Origin of the sequence: Leptothoe sp. LEGE 181152 (assembly GCF_032906605.1) — a bacterium.
GTDB classification, from domain to species: Bacteria; Cyanobacteriota; Cyanobacteriia; order Phormidesmidales; family Phormidesmidaceae; genus Leptothoe; species Leptothoe turfae.
This window is the reverse complement of record NZ_JASATU010000067.1, coordinates 310,929-327,595: the sequence shown is the minus strand read 5'-3', so window position 1 is coordinate 327,595 and position 16,667 is coordinate 310,929. Positions and strand designations below refer to the sequence as shown.

At 48.1% G+C, this 16,667-nt stretch carries 18 protein-coding genes; 11 read left to right on the top strand and 7 right to left on the bottom strand.

Annotated features, from left to right (window positions below):
* Positions 1-144: 144 nt before the first annotated feature.
* Positions 145-612 carry a hypothetical protein gene (locus QGP82_RS33730; protein WP_499062218.1) on the top strand — a complete coding sequence of 156 codons (468 nt, stop codon included), beginning with the start codon at positions 145-147 and terminating at the stop codon, positions 610-612.
* The gene (locus QGP82_RS33725; protein WP_499062217.1) at positions 609-1,277 is read left to right on the top strand and encodes a hypothetical protein; all 669 of its coding nucleotides are present in this window, start codon (positions 609-611) and stop codon (positions 1,275-1,277) included. Before QGP82_RS33730 ends, QGP82_RS33725 begins: the two co-directional genes overlap by 4 nt.
* A gap of 124 nt (positions 1,278-1,401) precedes the next feature.
* Here the strand turns inward: QGP82_RS33725 and QGP82_RS33720 are convergent, their stop codons facing one another.
* The 4 genes from QGP82_RS33720 to QGP82_RS33705 all read right to left on the bottom strand — a co-directional run bounded on the left by QGP82_RS33720 (position 1,402) and on the right by QGP82_RS33705 (position 5,874).
* A complete protein-coding gene (locus tag QGP82_RS33720; protein WP_499062216.1) occupies positions 1,402-1,635 on the bottom strand; it encodes a hypothetical protein in 234 nt (77 codons plus the stop codon).
* 413 nt (positions 1,636-2,048) lie between these two features.
* Positions 2,049-2,948, bottom strand: a complete 900-nt coding sequence (locus tag QGP82_RS33715; RefSeq protein WP_499062215.1) for a Uma2 family endonuclease — start codon at positions 2,946-2,948, stop codon at positions 2,049-2,051.
* 185 nt (positions 2,949-3,133) lie between these two features.
* Positions 3,134-5,182, bottom strand: coding sequence for a hypothetical protein (locus QGP82_RS33710; protein ID WP_499062214.1), 2,049 nt, complete (start codon positions 5,180-5,182; stop codon positions 3,134-3,136).
* 275 nt (positions 5,183-5,457) lie between these two features.
* Positions 5,458-5,874: a Fur family transcriptional regulator gene (locus tag QGP82_RS33705; RefSeq protein WP_163663794.1), complete on the bottom strand. Its 417-nt coding sequence runs from the start codon at positions 5,872-5,874 to the stop codon at positions 5,458-5,460.
* A 318-nt stretch (positions 5,875-6,192) separates the two neighbouring features.
* Here QGP82_RS33705 and QGP82_RS33700 point away from each other — a divergent pair, with 318 nt between their 5' ends.
* From QGP82_RS33700 to QGP82_RS33690, 3 genes are all read left to right on the top strand, one after another.
* Entirely contained in the window at positions 6,193-6,765 is a 573-nt protein-coding gene (locus QGP82_RS33700; RefSeq protein WP_163663792.1) for a peroxiredoxin, read from the top strand.
* 292 nt (positions 6,766-7,057) lie between these two features.
* Positions 7,058-8,056 (top strand): NAD(P)/FAD-dependent oxidoreductase, encoded by a 999-nt coding sequence (locus QGP82_RS33695; RefSeq protein WP_163663790.1) that lies wholly within the window; start codon positions 7,058-7,060, stop codon positions 8,054-8,056.
* Positions 8,057-8,168: 112 nt separating this feature from the next.
* Positions 8,169-9,047: a phosphatidate cytidylyltransferase gene (locus QGP82_RS33690; protein WP_163663788.1), complete on the top strand. Its 879-nt coding sequence runs from the start codon at positions 8,169-8,171 to the stop codon at positions 9,045-9,047.
* Here QGP82_RS33690 and QGP82_RS33685 read toward each other — a convergent pair.
* The gene (locus tag QGP82_RS33685) at positions 9,044-9,796 is read right to left on the bottom strand and encodes an LmeA family phospholipid-binding protein (protein WP_163663786.1); all 753 of its coding nucleotides are present in this window, start codon (positions 9,794-9,796) and stop codon (positions 9,044-9,046) included. The genes QGP82_RS33690 and QGP82_RS33685 overlap by 4 nt on opposite strands.
* A 375-nt stretch (positions 9,797-10,171) precedes the next feature.
* On the opposite strand from QGP82_RS33685, the gene QGP82_RS33680 reads away from it, so the two are divergent.
* From QGP82_RS33680 to QGP82_RS33665, 4 genes are all read left to right on the top strand, one after another.
* Positions 10,172-11,380, top strand: coding sequence for a DUF4912 domain-containing protein (locus QGP82_RS33680; protein ID WP_163671631.1), 1,209 nt, complete (start codon positions 10,172-10,174; stop codon positions 11,378-11,380).
* A gap of 182 nt (positions 11,381-11,562) precedes the next feature.
* Positions 11,563-12,150: a hypothetical protein gene (locus QGP82_RS33675; protein WP_163663784.1), complete on the top strand. Its 588-nt coding sequence runs from the start codon at positions 11,563-11,565 to the stop codon at positions 12,148-12,150.
* 10 nt (positions 12,151-12,160) lie between these two features.
* Complete coding sequence (locus tag QGP82_RS33670; RefSeq protein WP_499062220.1) at positions 12,161-12,541, top strand: C6orf136 family protein; 381 nt, start codon at positions 12,161-12,163, stop codon at positions 12,539-12,541.
* Positions 12,542-12,565: 24 nt separating this feature from the next.
* On the top strand, positions 12,566-13,330 hold the full coding sequence (locus tag QGP82_RS33665) for a class I SAM-dependent methyltransferase (RefSeq protein WP_499062213.1): 765 nt from the start codon (positions 12,566-12,568) through the stop codon (positions 13,328-13,330).
* Positions 13,331-13,425: 95 nt separating this feature from the next.
* Here QGP82_RS33665 and QGP82_RS33660 read toward each other — a convergent pair whose 3' ends face one another.
* Positions 13,426-14,601, bottom strand: a complete 1,176-nt coding sequence (locus QGP82_RS33660; protein ID WP_163663781.1) for a TRC40/GET3/ArsA family transport-energizing ATPase — start codon at positions 14,599-14,601, stop codon at positions 13,426-13,428.
* 114 nt (positions 14,602-14,715) lie between these two features.
* Positions 14,716-14,907 (bottom strand): hypothetical protein, encoded by a 192-nt coding sequence (locus tag QGP82_RS33655; RefSeq protein WP_499062212.1) that lies wholly within the window; start codon positions 14,905-14,907, stop codon positions 14,716-14,718.
* Positions 14,908-14,989: 82 nt separating this feature from the next.
* On the opposite strand from QGP82_RS33655, the gene QGP82_RS33650 reads away from it, so the two are divergent.
* Positions 14,990-15,397, top strand: coding sequence for a hypothetical protein (locus QGP82_RS33650; RefSeq protein WP_163697864.1), 408 nt, complete (start codon positions 14,990-14,992; stop codon positions 15,395-15,397).
* Positions 15,398-15,483: 86 nt separating this feature from the next.
* Complete coding sequence (gene ruvB, locus QGP82_RS33645) at positions 15,484-16,641, top strand: Holliday junction branch migration DNA helicase RuvB (RefSeq protein ID WP_163663760.1); 1,158 nt, start codon at positions 15,484-15,486, stop codon at positions 16,639-16,641.
* Positions 16,642-16,667 lie beyond the last annotated feature (26 nt).

Here is a 16,667-nt window from a genome sequence, read left to right as displayed (position 1 = left end):
CAGCTTTTGATGACGGGTCTCAAAATCCCAAAATCCTTGTTGTCCCATCAGAAGTCTCCCTGTCAACCCTAATCCGTAACCATGATCTCATATTGAGACTCTATTTTTGAATTAATCGAGGTGCCCACAAGCTACAATATAGCCATGAATACAGCACATCCAGACATTGTCGTAGTCAGTCCTGATGGGGAATATTTAATTGTCGTTGAAGTAAAACTCAATAACAGCTTCACTCATCTTCCAAGTGCTATCCAGCAACTCAAAAGCCTAATGGTTTCCATGGGTTGCTCAGTTGGCCTAGCTGTAACTGGCGACCATATTTTGCTTCTCCGTGATTCTCTAGAAAAGTCTCATGGTGAATCGATTGCAGTGGTTAGTGAAGCAATGCTACCAGAGCATTTATTGCCTTCTGCAAATGAGCAATGGAAAGGGAACTATGGCCTGGAATTTGAATCACGGGTTCAACAGTGGCTTGAGACATTAAAGCAAACTTCAAGTTTAGAAAATTTGCCCAGTGATTTAAAGCAGCTTTTTAGTGAGCCCACCATTAGTCTTCTGAGACTTGGTGAAATTCGGGCAGCTGGCCCCAGGTGGAGCAGAGTAGCCAGTTGAAACCCAGCATAGTTTTAGTGGAAACAAATTGGGTTGTAGATCTTGCGGCACCAGCCCATTTACAGAGTCCACAGGCAATTCAATTATTACAACGAGCTGACGCTGGCGAGTTTCGGCTATTTGTTCCCGCGATATGTCTGGCGGAAGCTCGTGAAACTGTACCTCGGAGATTTACACCCCGATCGCGTTCAGAAGATTTACGCAAATTTGTGCGATGGGCGAGGGATGAGGGGCGCATAAACCTTGAAGATGCAGAAGCCGCATTTCAGGTATTTAACCAGTTTGATGGATTAGTCGTCAATGAACTGACAAAGGTTTCAGAAAGATTAGAAATGTTAGCCTCCCACCCAGGACTCAGTGTTTTTCCACTGTCCGAGTCGATGCTAGAGCGTCAAGTTACGATTGGTGCTATAGGCCTTTCTTTAAAACCCTATGATTTGGCGATTTTGGCAGCTGTGCTCGTTAAATCTGAAGAACTACAGCAAGATGGCTATCCTTGGGTTGGCTTTTGTGAATTGGATTCCGATCTTCAACCTTGGGATAGGTTGGGTACCCGCAAACCAATTCTCAGTAATCTTTATAATGACTCTCGGGTATGGGTTTATGGTGACTTCTTGCTAGAAGAACTTAATAAATTGCCCGAGGGTTGGATCTCTCAAACCTAGCAACTAGAGCCTCACTTCAAGGTCAGCGGCACTTGCTCATCAGGTGTCAATAGAATTTTCTCACCTTGATTTGTAGGATTCGGTGGATTACGCGAATAATCGCTAATCCACCCTACATTTGTTGTTAATCGACTCTGATGCGCTTGGTCAAAATCGCCATTACCTCATTAGGTCGCCCGGTGGGTAAGGGCTTACTCCAATCATTCGGTTCGGCGTAGTTGAGCTTATGCAGTAGCTTCATCGTGTTGCGCACAGCGGTGAGGGTGCCAAACAGGATATGACGCACCGTTTCAAATTGGTGCTCTGGCAAGGGAGCTGGTTCAGATTTCGGCATGACTGCGGACTGGTCTTGAAACATGGATTCTGATCTCCAAAACTTAGAGTTTGCAAGGAAACCAGAACCGAATGCCTTAGCAAACCTCACAAGATGTATGCACACCGAGGGTGCTAAGGCATAATAACCAAAGCCCGCAGTCTGCCAGTTCAGCTGTGGGTCAGCTGTCGGTTAGGTGTGCCACCACCTGCCGACAGTGCCAGGTATTCAGTTCTGTAGTAGAGTCGCCATAAAAACGACTTGCGAGAAACTATAAATCTCTTTTAGAGCCGAGTCAAGATATAGATTGTTAAGACCGATGACAAGAGTTGTTGCTTCGCCTAAAAGCAATACACCTCAGTAATTCAGGCATTGTTATGAGAATTCATCAAAAATACTTGATGAATTAAACCAAGTTTATCGATTCGATGGATTATACAGATCCTGGATAATCCAACCTACACAAGGTTGTTGTCCATGCTGTCTATATCCTCAACAGATAAACCTACCACGCCAGCAATAGCAGCCGTATCCATCCCCGACTGTCGTAAATTTCTCACCACCTGTCGCAGCCGTGCCTCCGCCTCATCTGCCCTTTCCATCGCCTCATCTGCCCGCTGCGCTGCTAATTCCGTATCCGTCAGCAGCCAGTTACCTTCAGCATCACACCACCGCAGCCAGTTATGGTCAATCCCCTCAAAAATCCCAGACCAAATACCCAATCCCAGGTCTAACTCGGGCATCCAAATCTGCTGCTGAGCATCCTGCAATAATTGCTCCTCATATCGTGCCCCCACCAATCGAAAGAACCTCACCACTCCCGTGTAACGGCTAAACACCACATAGTACGGCACCCGCAAAATCTGCTCATATACTTGCCACTTTCGCGGTGGTGATGGCTGACCGTTAGTCTGCTGACCGTTTACAGTTTCAAGAGCCTCTCCATCCCTATAAAACGGCCCTAAATCCTCCGCTTCAGTCCCCGGCGACAAAAACTCAACCACAACCAGTGGGCTTACTCCTTCCTGCCATACCACATAGCTATTGCGCAAATCCTTGCCACCATAGAGCCTTGGTACATCCACCGCCAAAAACCAATCAGGTCGCTTATGCCACAGCGGGTTGCGCACATCATAGTAGAGGTTAATGTCCGTACCTGTGAAATAGTTATCAGCCGCATACTGAGTCAAGCGCAGAGTGCGACTCAGCAGCTGGGGTTGCAAATCATGAAACTCGTCAGGCAAGCCAGGTTCCTCGGGAAATTCACTCGGCAGATCGTACATCGTCGGCAAACTCTCCGACGGTGGCACCGGTGGCACCGGTTGTAGCAACTCTGGGGACTCTTTAGCCTGAGTCATACAGGTACAGTTGTAGGTGTACATCTCAATAGTACTCTGCTACTCCGTAAACCACATCTAAATCACATACCAAGAGCTATAAAGCCCTTTTACCTATGAAGCCCGAAAGACATAGCTGTCTCTCGGGCTTTGAGCAGATATGTAACTATCGAAATATTAGATCGATAGCTGATGTTTTCTCTTCTCTAGTTAACACGACAGTTCTGAACAATTGCCTGAGTGACTTGCTTCACCTCAAGTGCCCACTCTTCATCATTCTGCATCGCCTGCTCCACACTCTCTAGAGCCTGATAAAACAACTGCCAACCAGCTTTCTCACCCTCATAGGTCTTTTGCAGGTTGCTGGGCTCTCCCTGGATAAAGTCTAGACCTTCTTGCAGCTGGAAAACACCTGTTTGGATAAACTCAGTTGCCTCGTCTGACTTGCCGGCATTAAACAGATTTGCCACCTTAAGAGAGAATCTCAACATCGCCACTGTGATCGGGAGTCGAGATACAAAGCAACCTGTAAACGGAGCAATATCTGCTTTAATGCTTTCTGTCGCTTCGGGGAGTGCCTCAGCATACTTGGAGAACAACAGAATCCGTAGATAATCTCCTACCTGCTTACCCACCTTAGCCATGGCAATGGCTTCCTGGGCAAAGCCTTCTTTGTCATGGCGCATAATCAAACCAGACGCATGGGCATATCCCAGGTTAGGCTGCTGCCCACGGGCCGAGAGAATGTAAGCTTGATCTTCTGCACGACCAATAAAGCTAGGCGTAAATGTGTGATAACGGCGTAGAGTATCCACCAATATCCCGTTAGTACCACCGGTCACGTGAATCCGCTGGATGGCTTTCGTCTCTCCATCAAAGTCAGTGCCCGCCTCATAGCGAGTCATCATTTCTGCCTCTGTGGATAGCGCCTGGGGCAGTTTGCTAAAGAACACATACTCATCGGGAGCAAGCTTAGTTCCTGGAACTGTCACGTCAGGTGTAAATACACCTTTGTGAATATCCTTTTGGTTAACCAATGCGCCAGCAATCATGCCTAGCTCAATGGGCTGACCGGCGGAGTCTTTGCCTGTTGCACCCCAGAGAGGTGTCTTTAGATGGCCAAAGGCAGTGTCACCAGTTTGCTCTAGCAACTTAGCCTGGGGAAAGACCTGATCCAGATCAATCTTAAATGTGGCTTTAATCTTAGGATCGACTAGCGCATTCCACAAAGCAACAATCGCCTTTAGGAAGCTGTAGTGGCGGCCATAACGACCATCCACGCCAAAGACAGCCAACATTTCTTTGGCATCTTCACTAGAAGAGGATTTCTCTAAGATAGGCAGTAAGACTTTCTCAATTAGCTTATTAGTATCTGTCTCTGTGAAGGCAAAAATATTCAGATGGTCCAACGGCTCACTGGCCGCTAACACCTGCTTTAAATAGCTCTTACCCAATGTTTGCAAGCGCTCATGGGTGACTGACACTGACAACACACAGTTGACTTTGTCGGTGCTGCCTGATTGCTCATTCTCGTATGCAACTGCATGGTTCAGGTGCTTGAGACCATATAGAATCTCATTGTTCTCAGCGGCGACACCAATGGGAATGGGGTGGTCATACCAGTAAAGCTGAGGATCATCCGCCGCATCTGCTAGTTCGGATTGAAAGTCAGCATCAAATGCGGACAAGTCTGCTGAGCCCAGGGGCATTGTTAGCAGAGCATTAGAGGTGAAGAGCACCTGCTTGGCAGGGTTCTCAATTGGATTGGGGTTGAGCTGATCAATTGAAACTGTACGCTTTTCACGCAATGCGGCAACTTGTTCAGCTTCTCTTTCCCAAATGCCAGTACCTTCGGGAAACAGTACAGACCAAACTGTATTAGCGGCAGCAACTGTATCATCAGCTACACCGTCCAGGGTGGTGGCTACATACTCCAACTTGGACTTTAGATCAGCATCTTTCTCGCAAACTTGCTCTAATTCTTGAGCAATCAGCTGAGCACTTTGGATGTAAAACTTAGCGGCTTTACCCCACTCTGGTGACGTGGATAATTTCTCTAGATAAGTTTGAGCGTTAGAAAAGCTGGGGTGGGTCTCACCAGCCAAAACCATAAGAAATGCCGCGTTAAGACTTTGCAATGACGCTGTTGTATCTTGCCCATCAGCGACACTTGTTAGCTCTAAAGGCAAAATCGCTGCAGTCCCAGAACTTGAGGGCTGGGTTAGAAAATTCAGAATAGGATTGAGGGCTGTCATACGTTTAAAAAAACCGTTTATGGGACAACTCAAACGAAGTAAATGGGATACACCCCATACAGTTTTATGCGAATTTGCCCTTGAATATGGTGATGCGGACTTCAAAATAAGTCGAAGTTCTGCTGAAGTTTTTTGCGAATACTCAAAATTGTGATGAAAAATTTTTGGCCCACGCGAAATGGGGTAGGCACAAGGCACTACCCCTACGTGATCCAACATCATTTTTTATACATGAAGGTGCCTGTGGGCATGGCTAGGCCGTTGCAATGGGCGATCTAATCGCAGCGATCGCAAACCCCATACACAGTCACTTCATAACTATCCACGGTCAACCCAGGACGCAGCTGCGCCGTATCCAAACACTGAAACTTTTCCCACGGGATATCTTCGATGGAGCCACACACCTTGCAGCGAAAATGGTGATGCTGGCCCACATTGGCATCGTAACGGCATACACCTTCTTCCAACAGCACCTCGCGTACCAGGCCGACATCCCGTAATGCCTGTAGCGAACTATATATGGTCGCCTGGGAAGACCGGGGCACATCCTTATTAACATCGCTCAGGATTTGCTCAGCTGTTGGATGATCCTCACGAGAAAGCAGGTTGGCATAGACTGCAAATCGCTGAGGGGTAACCCGCAGATGCTTAGATTTGAGGACTTTTACAATTTCTTCCGTCTGCAGAGACATCGCCGATTAAATCTAAAGAGAATGTGAATGGAGTTTCACACACAAAAGCATTAGAGCATGCAAGATATAGGCATGTATGACGCTGATAGTGCGAGCAAAGTAGTACCATCTTAGCATTCACATTATCTAACAGCTACTTCGAAATTTGAATAATTTCCAATGTTGACATTTTTTAAGATAAGAATTATTCTGATTTAGGAAGTGACCACTCAATGAAATCTGTAAGTCTGTCGTTTGTTCAGTTTGAGCTTTGCTGACAAACAGACAGTACGTTTTCAGTTACTGATCCACCTAACAATTAATCTACAGGAAATTATCATGGCTGTTATTGAGAAAGTGCCCAGCGTTGTTTTTAAGACTCGCGTTCGTGATGAGTCCGTTGAAGGCCCTAACCCCTACCGCTGGCAGGATACTACTACCCAAGATATTTTTGCTGGTAAAAAAATCGTTGTCTTCTCTCTTCCTGGTGCGTTCACTCCCACTTGCTCCTCTAACCACTTACCCCGTTATGAAGAGCTAGCTGATGAAATGAAGGCTCTGGGTGTTGATGATATCTACTGTCTCTCCGTTAACGATGCCTTCGTTATGTTCCAGTGGGGCAAGCAACAGGGGGCTAAGAACGTGAAGCTATTACCCGATGGTAACGGCGAATTCAGCCGCAAGATGGGGATGTTGGTAGACAAGTCTAACCTGGGTTTTGGCATGCGCTCTTGGCGCTACTCCATGGTTGTTAACGATATGGCCATCGAGAAGCTATTTGCTGAGCCTGATTTTGGTGACAACTGTCCCACTGACCCCTTCGAGGTCTCTGACGCTGACACTATGCTGGCTTACCTCAAGGGTGCTGCTGCTCCTGGTGTATCTGCCCCTCGTAAAGAGTTTGTTGGCTAAGCCCTATCAAAATTAAATCCTGTAGGGACTGAATCTTGTGCGTTCGACTGAGGTTTCAACGGTGAGGCTTCGACGGTGAGCTCAGCCGAACCGCTCAGCCGAACTGTTCACGCCGAAGTCCAGCCCTGCAACACTAGACGGCAAAGAAGGCTAATGGTAATGTCTTCTTTGCCGTCTGTATCTCTAGGTACTCAAGGTGTTCTCATTGCTTGAGATAAACACCCATGGAGTTATCCATATTCACTACCAACAGACTCATCCCCAACGCCCGCTTAGGGCAGGTTAGAAAACAATGAAACTATCTAGTGCAAATATTGAAAATCATCTTGATACCCTCTATGACGCGATTGTTGTCGGTGGTGGTATGGGAGGCCTATCAGCCGCTATTTATCTGGCGCGCTACGGTCTGAAATGTCTTGTTATTGAAAAAGGCAAAGGACGCTCCCTATGGATGCAGGATACTCGTAACTACCTTGGCTTAGACCCTAACACTCCGGGACGAGATATCCTCACCCATGGTGCAAAGCAGGCTATGGATTGGGGCGCTGATCACCTGCGAGCATTTGTGGAAGAGGTGACTGACGAAGGGGATACCTTTGCAGTCAAGGTGAAAATCGGCAAGAAAAACGTCAAGTACTATACGCTTCGCAGTAAGTATTTGATTGCCGCCTCTGGCGTCATTGACGTCTTACCTGAGTTAGACGATATGCAAAATGTCTATGATTATGCGGGCTACACGCTGCACGTTTGCATGATCTGTGACGGCTTTGATATGTGGGACCAGAAAGCGGTAGTCATGGTCAGCCGCGAATCTCAAATTAATGTGGCCTTTGTGCTGAACTGGTTCACACCTTATATTTCTGTGCTCACTAATGGTTTCACCGTGGGTCCTGAAATGAAGCAAAAGTTAGCAGACCATGGCTATCCTCTCTATGAAGCACCCATTGCTCGTGTTTTGGGCGAGAACCACAAGATGAGCGGTGTGGAACTCAAGGACGGCACCATTGTGGAAGCGACCACAGGGCTGATTAATATGGGGTCGATTTATCATAATCATTACCTCAAAGGAATTGAGGGTCTGACCTGGGATGGTGAAAACTTGGTGACTAATGGGATGGCTCAAACGACCCACGATCGTATTTTTGCCGTGGGCGATTTGAAGCAGGGTCTGAACCAGGTATCGGTGGCTGTCGCCGACGGTACATTGGCGGCAACCCAGATCTGGCGATATATTCGCCGCGCCAGTGCACCACGGAAGTGGGAAGAAAATCTGATGTCAGTATCGGTTTAGATATCTGTCTAAAAGACCATTAAATACGTCCCCATGGGAGAGACGGGGCCATCAAGTGTTAAGCTTCTGAATCGGTCTATCCTGACTATTGGGCCCGTTTACTTATTCGCTTATGCCGTGGATCCGTATTGCTAGTGGTGGAGTTGCGATCGCAATTGCCCTACTGATGATCATCTTAGGGGGGTGGTATTTCACAATCGCGTTCGGCATTATCGTCTACCTCGGCCAGCTAGAGGTCTTTGCCCTGACCAAAGCCAAAGGTATTAACGCGGCTGTTAAAACCACCCTGATTGTCAGTCAGGTGCTGTTGATGTCAGCCCACATCGCCCCACCCCTAACGGATGCGATTTTATCTTTGGCAGGCACGTGCATCTGTTTTTACGTGTTATTCCAGCCCAAGTTTGCCACCATTGCTGACGTGGCAGCGTCTATTTTAGGCTTGTTTTACGGCGGCTATTTACCCAGCTACTGGATTCGCCTACGAGACTGGGGCAGTGATTTAACGAATTTGCCCCTGGGTGGCTATTGGCCCACCGATTGGCATTTAGAGAGCTTACCCATTGGTTTGGTGCATACCTTTTTAGCCTTTGCCTGCATTTGGGCGGCTGATATTGGTGCCTATGTAGCTGGCCGCACCTTTGGTCGCACTCCCCTGACCAACATTAGTCCTAAGAAGACGGTTGAGGGAGCCTTTTGCGGCATTATCGGTAGCCTATTCGTGGGTTGCACTGGAGCCTGGCTGATGCAGTGGCCCCTGTGGTGGATTACCGGCCCTGCCTTTGGCACCATGATCGGTGTGTCTAGCCTTTTGGGCGATTTGACCGAATCTTTGATGAAGCGCGATGCTGGTGTTAAGGACTCAGGTACCTTAATTCCAGGCCACGGAGGCATTCTAGACCGCACGGATAGTTATGTCTTTACCGCACCGCTAGTGTTTTATTTCATCACCATGTTGTTGCCTAGTTTGCCTGGTGTGTGGCCAGGTAGCTAGGGCTGCACCATAATTCGGCACTGGCACATCAGCTGATCATCTTGCACCTGAAGTGACTGCAAATCAGTCTGTTCGCCTAGATTCCAACAGAAATCTGTGAGGGCATCGCTGCGCACATGCTCTCCAGAAGGCAAGCGCCACTGGGCGGTGGTTAAGCGGAGGATATGGCCATGATCAACGTCTAGAGATCCCCTCAGGCCAATTTCTGATTGCTCGTTACGCACAAGATGCAACATCAAATCTGTGTCCAGGGTTTGCAATTTTGATTGGTACTCAGAGAGCTGTGGATCTTTGAGGGCGGCAATGTTGGCACCATAGTGAGTTGCTATTTCTGTGGCCACATCCTCTTTAGCCACAAGGGTTTGCCAGAAGTCAAGAAGACCATCCGCCAGAATCGATTCTGTGGCAGATGCTGCGAGCGCATCCATATCGAAGGCAACCTGCCCCTCAATGGGAAATTCCTGTTGCAGGCGTAAAGGCTTACCTCGTAGAACCTGACCAATATTGATCTTGATGTCACTGGCTTGCACATTGACATGAGTAATCCGCACGCCCTGATATATCGCCTGCTGTGCCGATAGGGTAATGCCAGGAATATAACCCGATAATACTTGCCGATCGGTGGCTTGAATTTCAAAGGCCAACTCCCCAATTTCATCGAGCTGCGTTTGCAGCCAAAATTTCACAGCCACAGGCAACACACGACTAATGAGACGGCTGCCTTTTGGTGCTGATGGGGCTTGGGTCATAGGACAGTGCTGAATAGTTCCGAACCAATCATTGCATATCTGCTAATGACATATCTGCTTATGGCATATTTGCCGATTGCTGGGTTGCGATCGCACACCCTACGTTCATTTCAAGCAGCATAGGCGAGAACTGATCCCCAAATGTCATGAAAATGTGACATTATTTGCGGGCTAAGTGGCTGCATGGGATCAATAAATCATGAATTCATGACATTTTGTTTCCTGAAAATACTGAATTCTCGATGTGGCCTTGATTTCGTGGGGATCATTTTGGTTGATCCCCACGGGCTTTCCTGGCATGATGAATTCCAAGAGCGATCCCCGGTGGGAGATTTAGCTGTTTGTTCTGCAGTGCTGGAAGTCAAAGGTATGGCCATGGGTAACGGTACAAGGGTTCCATTAGAAGAAATGACGTTGCGACAGCTGCGTCTGGTAGCAAGCGAGTACGAGGTATCTCGCTACAGCCGTATGCGTAAAGTTGACTTAGTTGAAGCAATTCGTTCAGCACAGGCGGCTCGTGGTGAGAGTGCACCTGCTCCCAAAGCGGCAACGGTTGCAACAACTATTGAAGCGCCTGCTCCAGGTATGACCATGGAAGAGCTAGCCGCTGTGGATGATGGGTTTGGTGATTTGCCTGGTGGCTACGGTGAAAGTCGCATTGTATTAATGCCTCGTGACCCTCAATGGGCCTATGCTTACTGGGATATTCCTGGTGTCCACAAAGAAGAAATGCGTCGTCAGGGCGGTGTGCGTCTAGCAATTCGTTTCTACGATGTGACTGACATTGATATCAACTCTGTTGCTCCCCACAGTCTTCAGCAGTATGAATGTGATGAGATGGCACGGGAATGGTTTTTGCCTATACCCGTTAGCGATCGCGACTATATTGCTGAAATCGGCTATGTGGCTGCCGACGGTCGTTGGTTGTTGATGGCGCGCTCTGCACCCATCCACGTTCCTCCCGTTTATCCCTCTGACTGGGTCGAAGACCACTTCGTTTCTGTTAACTGGGATGAAGATCTACGCGGCAAGACCGTGATGACCCTGGTGCCCCCCAGCAAGAAAGCTGCTGGTGTGATGGATGCTGAAGGTAACCCCATTTACGATGAGATCTTTGCCAAGGCTCAGTCCATGGAAGCTCAGCGTATTGCGGGTTCACTGTTTGGCTCCATGCATCAGGTCCCTGAGCAAGCCGTTAGCTCCTTTGTCTTCCCCTCTGGTGTGGGGATGTGGGCCCTGCCAACGGCTTCTGGTATTAACATGTCGGGCGTTGGCTTCTCTGCTTCTGCCCCGCCGGTTCGTCCTCGCAAATTCTGGTTGATCGCGGATGCTGAGCTAATTGTTTACGGTGCCACTGAGCCGGATGCAACCGTTACTATCGGTAGCCGTAAGATTGACCTGAAGCCCGACGGTACATTCCGCTTCCAGATGTCTTTCCAGGATGGTCTAATTGACTATCCCATCAAGGCTGTAGCGGCTGATGGTGAGCAAACGCGCTCCATCCATATGAAGTTCACCCGCGAGACTCCCGAGCGTAACACCAATACTAAGGCGGAAGCGGTTGAAGAATGGTTTGCGTTTTAGTCTAGTTAACGCAAATCGCTTGAGACACGGAAGACTGCTTCCTTAAATCAAATTAGATAGGCAAATTAGATAGGAGGTGTGCGATCGCACACCTCCTTTTTTATTGGGCAAAGTTAGGCGCTAAGTTGCGTTATGGTGCCATAAGGAGGTCTGCCATGGCCGTTGTTTTTGTTCATAGATGAATGACTCCCCAAGATATTACCCACCTGCTTCAGACACGCTTTGGTAATAGCGCCAGCAAAATGGATACGCCTGACGCTTGGCAGGTAGAAACCCCTGAAATGCGACTGCTAGTCCTTTTTACCAATAGCCAAACCTGGCTACGGCTCCTTGTCCCCATTGTCCCCATTGCCGAAGCTCAGCCTTTTTTAGGGGAGATTCTAGAGGCCAACTTTGAACAGACTCACATGGCTCACTACGCTAGCTATGACAACAATCTATGGGGAATATTTCGCCACAAGCTAGCCACCTTAGAAACGGAAACATTCATGTCGGCAATCGATCAATTGCTCGCCATGAAAGAAGCCGGCGTCAGTCCTTTCTTCAATACCTTGATCGAAACTCGGGTACGCCAAATCATTCACGCGGCTAAATTACAGGGACAGTCCTTAGAAAATACCATGCAACTTATCAACCGTTTCTATGCAGAGGGCATCATGGGTGATATGAAAGACAGTGACTATGGTGATCGGGCGTTAGCTGCATGGCAACGTCAGCTAGAGCGGTTATGGTCAGAGGTTAATCCATCAGAATCTGCCAAAAATGAGTGAGCCAATAGCCATGACGGTAATCGAGCAGATTAAAGCAGATTATGCCCGTTTTCCTGAGGCGCAAAGCTATCAAATCTATGCCAAGGATGTCTATTTCAAAGACCCCATAAATGAGTTTCGTGGCATAGAACGCTATCAGCGCATGATCGGGTTTATTGCACAGTGGTTCCATAATATCGATCTGGAACTGCACAAGGTAGAACAGCCTCAGGCGAATACAGTTATCACTCGATGGACGCTGCACTTTACAGCGCCTACGCCCTGGCAACCCAGAATCTCTATTCCGGGTTGGAGTGAGCTACAAATTAATACAGAGGGGCTCATCTGTGCCCACATTGACTATTGGAATTGTTCACGATGGGACGTATTCAAACAGCTATTCGCCCCATGAAATCTCCTATCTCAGTACCTTGCCATGACCAGTCTCAACCCAACGGAACGATTTTCAGATCGAGTGGCAGACTACATTAAGTATCGCCCCGACTATCCAGAAGCTCTTTTTGCACAATTAAAAGAACAGTTTGGTCTCTCAGCATCTCATGTTGTGGCAGACATCGGCTCAGGTACAGGTTTGCTAACAAAACACTTTTTAGACAATGGCCATCGGGTGTACGGAGTAGAACCCAATACCAATATGCGTCTTGCCGCAGAAAGTATTTTGAAAGCATATCCTAGGTTTACCAGCATTAATGGCCAAGCCGAAGCCACCACTCTTCCCGATGCTTCTGTCGATTGGGTGGTGGCTGGTCAGGCTTTTCATTGGTTTGATCTAGAAAAAACACCCGGAGAATTTGAACGCATTCTGAAACCAGGCGGTCATGTCGCTGTGATTTGGAATGTTCGTTTAGAGAGTGATCCGTTTCAGCAAGCCTATGAAGAGTTTTTGCTAACCCACTGTATTGAGTACAAACAAGTTAACCACCGTCGTCTAACATCTGCAACGTTAGCGGATATTTTAGCCCCACGTTCTATGGAAATGGCCGCCTTTGAAAATTCTCAAATATTTGACTATGAAGGATTAAAAGGCCGCCTGTTATCGTGCTCCTATGCCCCCAAAGCAGATGCGTCTAACTATGACATGATGCTGACTGAGCTGAGAAACCTCTTCAATCGCTATAGCCAACAACGAGAAATTGTGTTTCGCTACCGAACCAAACTCTACTACTTTGGCACGTCGTAGCCTTACGAATAAAGCGGCCTCAATATTCACTCAATGGCCCTGATCTCTTCTGCGAAGAGATCAGGGCCATCAGATGCTTCAATTTTGCAACCGTCTTAAGCGGCAAACTTGATCTTTAAATAATCATCTTCCATCTTGGCACCAGCAGGTTGTAATGCGGCTAAAGCCTGGGGTAGAACCAAATTACGGCGGTGGTTACCAATACGAATATTCAATTCATCAGCACTTTTACTGAGTTCAATTTGGCTCTTAGGAATACCTGGTAGATAAACTTCCAGACTATAATTATCCTGCTCTTGAACCACCCGTAATGTAGTCTCCTTATAATATACCTGGGTAGGATCTTCATCGCCGTAAATTGTCTCTTTGAGACGCTCTAGAGCTTCAATGCCACACATCTCTTCAGAGAATAGGGGGACTTCCTTCACAGGCAAGGGACGGAAGTCATCATGAATCTCTTGTCGATAAATTTGCTGATTCTCTTTCCAACGCTGAAAGAACGGATCAGTAACCGTCTCTGGAATGATTCGATTGGCCACCACCATGTCGGTGCCCACATTGTAGAGACTGAGATATGCATGGGCACGAAGAGATTCTTTGATAACCATCTTTTCAGGGTTGGTTACCAGCCGTACGGATGTGGTAGTAGTATCGGTGAGCACCTTCTCCAGCTCGACTAGCTGCTCGTAGAATTCATAAGGTGCATCCATCACCTCAGTAGTCGGCAAAGAGAATCCGGCAACGGGGCGGAAGAGAGGCTCCACAATGGGCCTTAGGGCTGCAGATACGGCCTGAAAAGGCTTATATAGCTTACGCATATACCAGCCTGCAACCTCTGGCAAACTCAATAAGCGCAGTGCGGTACCGGTGGGAGCTGAGTCAATAATCAGCACATCGTACTCACCTTCATCATGGTGACGTTTCATGCGCACCAGACTAAAGATTTCATCCATTCCTGGCAGAATCGCAAGCTCTTCAGCTTCTACCCCTTCTAGACCACGGGCCTGCAGCACTTGAGTGATGTAGCGCTTGACCGCACCCCAATTACCTTCGAGTTCACGCAGGGCATCCAGCTCTGCACCCCAAAGATTGGGCTTGACTTCACGCGGTGTATGCTCCAACTCCATATCAAAGCTATCGGCTAAAGAGTGTGCTGGATCAGTACTGAGCACTAAAGTCTTATAGCCAAGTTCTGCACAGCGTAACCCCGTCGCCGCTGCCACCGACGTTTTACCCACGCCGCCTTTTCCAGTCATCAGGAGTACGCGCATATATACCTTAGAAACGTTTACATTGTTTTACTTTAGCGACTTTTCGCCGTTTCCGGCAGAAGTCTTTAGACTGCATTATGAAATCCTATGGGTTATGCAGCCCAAGGGCCAATTTTAAAGATGGCTAAGCAACTCGTACCCTCCATCGGTAACCGCAAAACATCTGTGCTTAGCTGCTGCATCACTAGCACGACGTTTAAGAAAAAACATGGCAGAGCTTTGCAACCGATAGCTTTGCACTGCTGAGGGAACTCTGAAGAGGATAACGGCCCATCGTCTGCGATGGCGGCCTCCAGCGTCTGCCATAACTGCCATTTCTCGGGCCTCAATCGCCAGCTATGGAACGCATCAATCCGTTAAGTCGGCTTCTACCTATAGAGGATTTGTCATGCTTAAAAACTTACTTTTTCTAAGCTCTGCTTTGGTGATCGCGATCGCGACTCCAGCTGTTCGAGCAGCTGACTGTGTCTACCGATGTGGCTCTAATGAAATCCAATTTGCCCCTGGCCAGGCAGTAACACTGCAAGTCGTCAACCGTACCGGGGGGCGCGTTAGCCTCGAACGTGTTTTGGATTTTGAACCCTACGGCATGTGGCCTGATCAGACCATCACTATTGATGCCCAGATTGGCATAGGCGATTTATCAGTTGTATTTTGGGAAGCGGCTCAGCGCCCGATTGAAGTCAGGCTGCATCGTCCAGAAGCAGATACCCTACAAATTGAATTGCTGCCCAGTGGTGCAGTTAATGACAGTGCTGTACACATTGTTAACGACGGACGCGTGATGATTTATTAAACGATATAGTACATTTGTTGCCGTTGCTGATTTATACACGTAAAAATTAGCAGCCATCATTTGTCTTTATCGTTGGTTGAGTTGTCATGGCAATCATTTCTTCCAAGCAGCCGGAATCAAATAAGCCAGACGATCAGCCACAGAAAGCTCAGTCAAAACCATCACCACCGGCTGCTCCAGCCAAAAAAAATCAGCTCTTAGAAACCTCAGCTCGCCCCGATGAGGTGAGTCGTAATGAAGACGGTATCCGACCTCACAGTTTGGATGATTACATTGGCCAAAAAGCGCTGAAAGAAGTCCTACAAATTGCGATTCAGGCCGCGCAATCCCGTAAGGAGCCCTTGGACCATCTGTTGCTTTATGGACCGCCGGGTCTGGGCAAAACCACCATGGCCCTGATTCTGGCCCAGGAAATGAAGGTGGATTGCAAAATTACAACGGCACCAGCGTTGGAGCGTCCTCGCGATATTGCCGGTCTACTAGTCAATGCAAAAGCCGGAGACATCTTATTTATTGATGAAATCCATCGGTTGTCGCGGGTGACCGAAGAAATTTTGTATCCAGCAATGGAAGATGCTCGCCTGGATATCACCATCGGTAAGGGGCAAAGTGCCAGAACCCGCAGTATTCCGCTACAGCCCTTTACCCTTGTAGGTGCGACTACAAAAGTAGGTGCCCTAACATCACCCTTGAGGGACCGGTTTGGTTTGATCCAGCGGCTACGGTTCTATGAGTTAGATGAACTGACCAGCATCATTTTGCGTACAGCCACCGTGCTCAAAACCGATATTGAAGAATCGGGAGCCATGGAAATTGCCCGGCGAGCTCGGGGCACACCGCGTATTGCTAACCGGTTACTGAAGCGGGTGCGGGACTATGTGCAAGTCAAAGCGTCAGGGCCAATTACGGAACAGATTGCTGGGGAAGCGTTAGAGCTGTTTAATGTGGATCCCTGCGGTCTCGATTGGACCGATCGACGGTTGCTATCGGTGATGATTGAGAACTTTAACGGTGGTCCAGTGGGTTTGGACACTATGGCTGCGGCCACTGGCGAAGATGCCCAGACCATTGAAGAGGTCTACGAGCCTTATCTGCTACAGATTGGCTATTTGCAACGCACACCGCGAGGTCGGATTGCCACTCCAGCTGCTTGGAAACACTTAGGCTACGATATACCCGAGCGACCCATTTTAATAACATCCACTCAGATTGATAGTGACAACGATCAACTATCTCTCATGTAATACAATATGAGAGATAGAGACATAGA

Bases quoted from the DNA above. Each gene is read 5' to 3' on its own strand.
- QGP82_RS33730 (WP_499062218.1), top strand. From the start codon at position 145: ATGAATACAGCACATCCAGACATTGTCGTAGTCAGTCCTGATGGGGAA.
- QGP82_RS33720 (WP_499062216.1), bottom strand. From the start codon at position 1,635: ATGTTTCAAGACCAGTCCGCAGTCATGCCGAAATCTGAACCAGCTCCC.
- QGP82_RS33715 (WP_499062215.1), bottom strand. From the start codon at position 2,948: ATGACTCAGGCTAAAGAGTCCCCAGAGTTGCTACAACCGGTGCCACCG.
- QGP82_RS33710 (WP_499062214.1), bottom strand. From the start codon at position 5,182: ATGACAGCCCTCAATCCTATTCTGAATTTTCTAACCCAGCCCTCAAGT.
- QGP82_RS33705 (WP_163663794.1), bottom strand. From the start codon at position 5,874: ATGTCTCTGCAGACGGAAGAAATTGTAAAAGTCCTCAAATCTAAGCAT.
- QGP82_RS33700 (WP_163663792.1), top strand. From the start codon at position 6,193: ATGGCTGTTATTGAGAAAGTGCCCAGCGTTGTTTTTAAGACTCGCGTT.
- QGP82_RS33695 (WP_163663790.1), top strand. From the start codon at position 7,058: ATGAAACTATCTAGTGCAAATATTGAAAATCATCTTGATACCCTCTAT.
- QGP82_RS33690 (WP_163663788.1), top strand. From the start codon at position 8,169: ATGCCGTGGATCCGTATTGCTAGTGGTGGAGTTGCGATCGCAATTGCC.
- QGP82_RS33685 (WP_163663786.1), bottom strand. From the start codon at position 9,796: ATGACCCAAGCCCCATCAGCACCAAAAGGCAGCCGTCTCATTAGTCGT.
- QGP82_RS33680 (WP_163671631.1), top strand. From the start codon at position 10,172: ATGGGTAACGGTACAAGGGTTCCATTAGAAGAAATGACGTTGCGACAG.
- QGP82_RS33675 (WP_163663784.1), top strand. From the start codon at position 11,563: ATGACTCCCCAAGATATTACCCACCTGCTTCAGACACGCTTTGGTAAT.
- QGP82_RS33670 (WP_499062220.1), top strand. From the start codon at position 12,161: ATGACGGTAATCGAGCAGATTAAAGCAGATTATGCCCGTTTTCCTGAG.
- QGP82_RS33665 (WP_499062213.1), top strand. From the start codon at position 12,566: ATGACCAGTCTCAACCCAACGGAACGATTTTCAGATCGAGTGGCAGAC.
- QGP82_RS33660 (WP_163663781.1), bottom strand. From the start codon at position 14,601: ATGCGCGTACTCCTGATGACTGGAAAAGGCGGCGTGGGTAAAACGTCG.
- QGP82_RS33655 (WP_499062212.1), bottom strand. From the start codon at position 14,907: ATGGCAGACGCTGGAGGCCGCCATCGCAGACGATGGGCCGTTATCCTC.
- QGP82_RS33650 (WP_163697864.1), top strand. From the start codon at position 14,990: ATGCTTAAAAACTTACTTTTTCTAAGCTCTGCTTTGGTGATCGCGATC.
- ruvB (WP_163663760.1), top strand. From the start codon at position 15,484: ATGGCAATCATTTCTTCCAAGCAGCCGGAATCAAATAAGCCAGACGAT.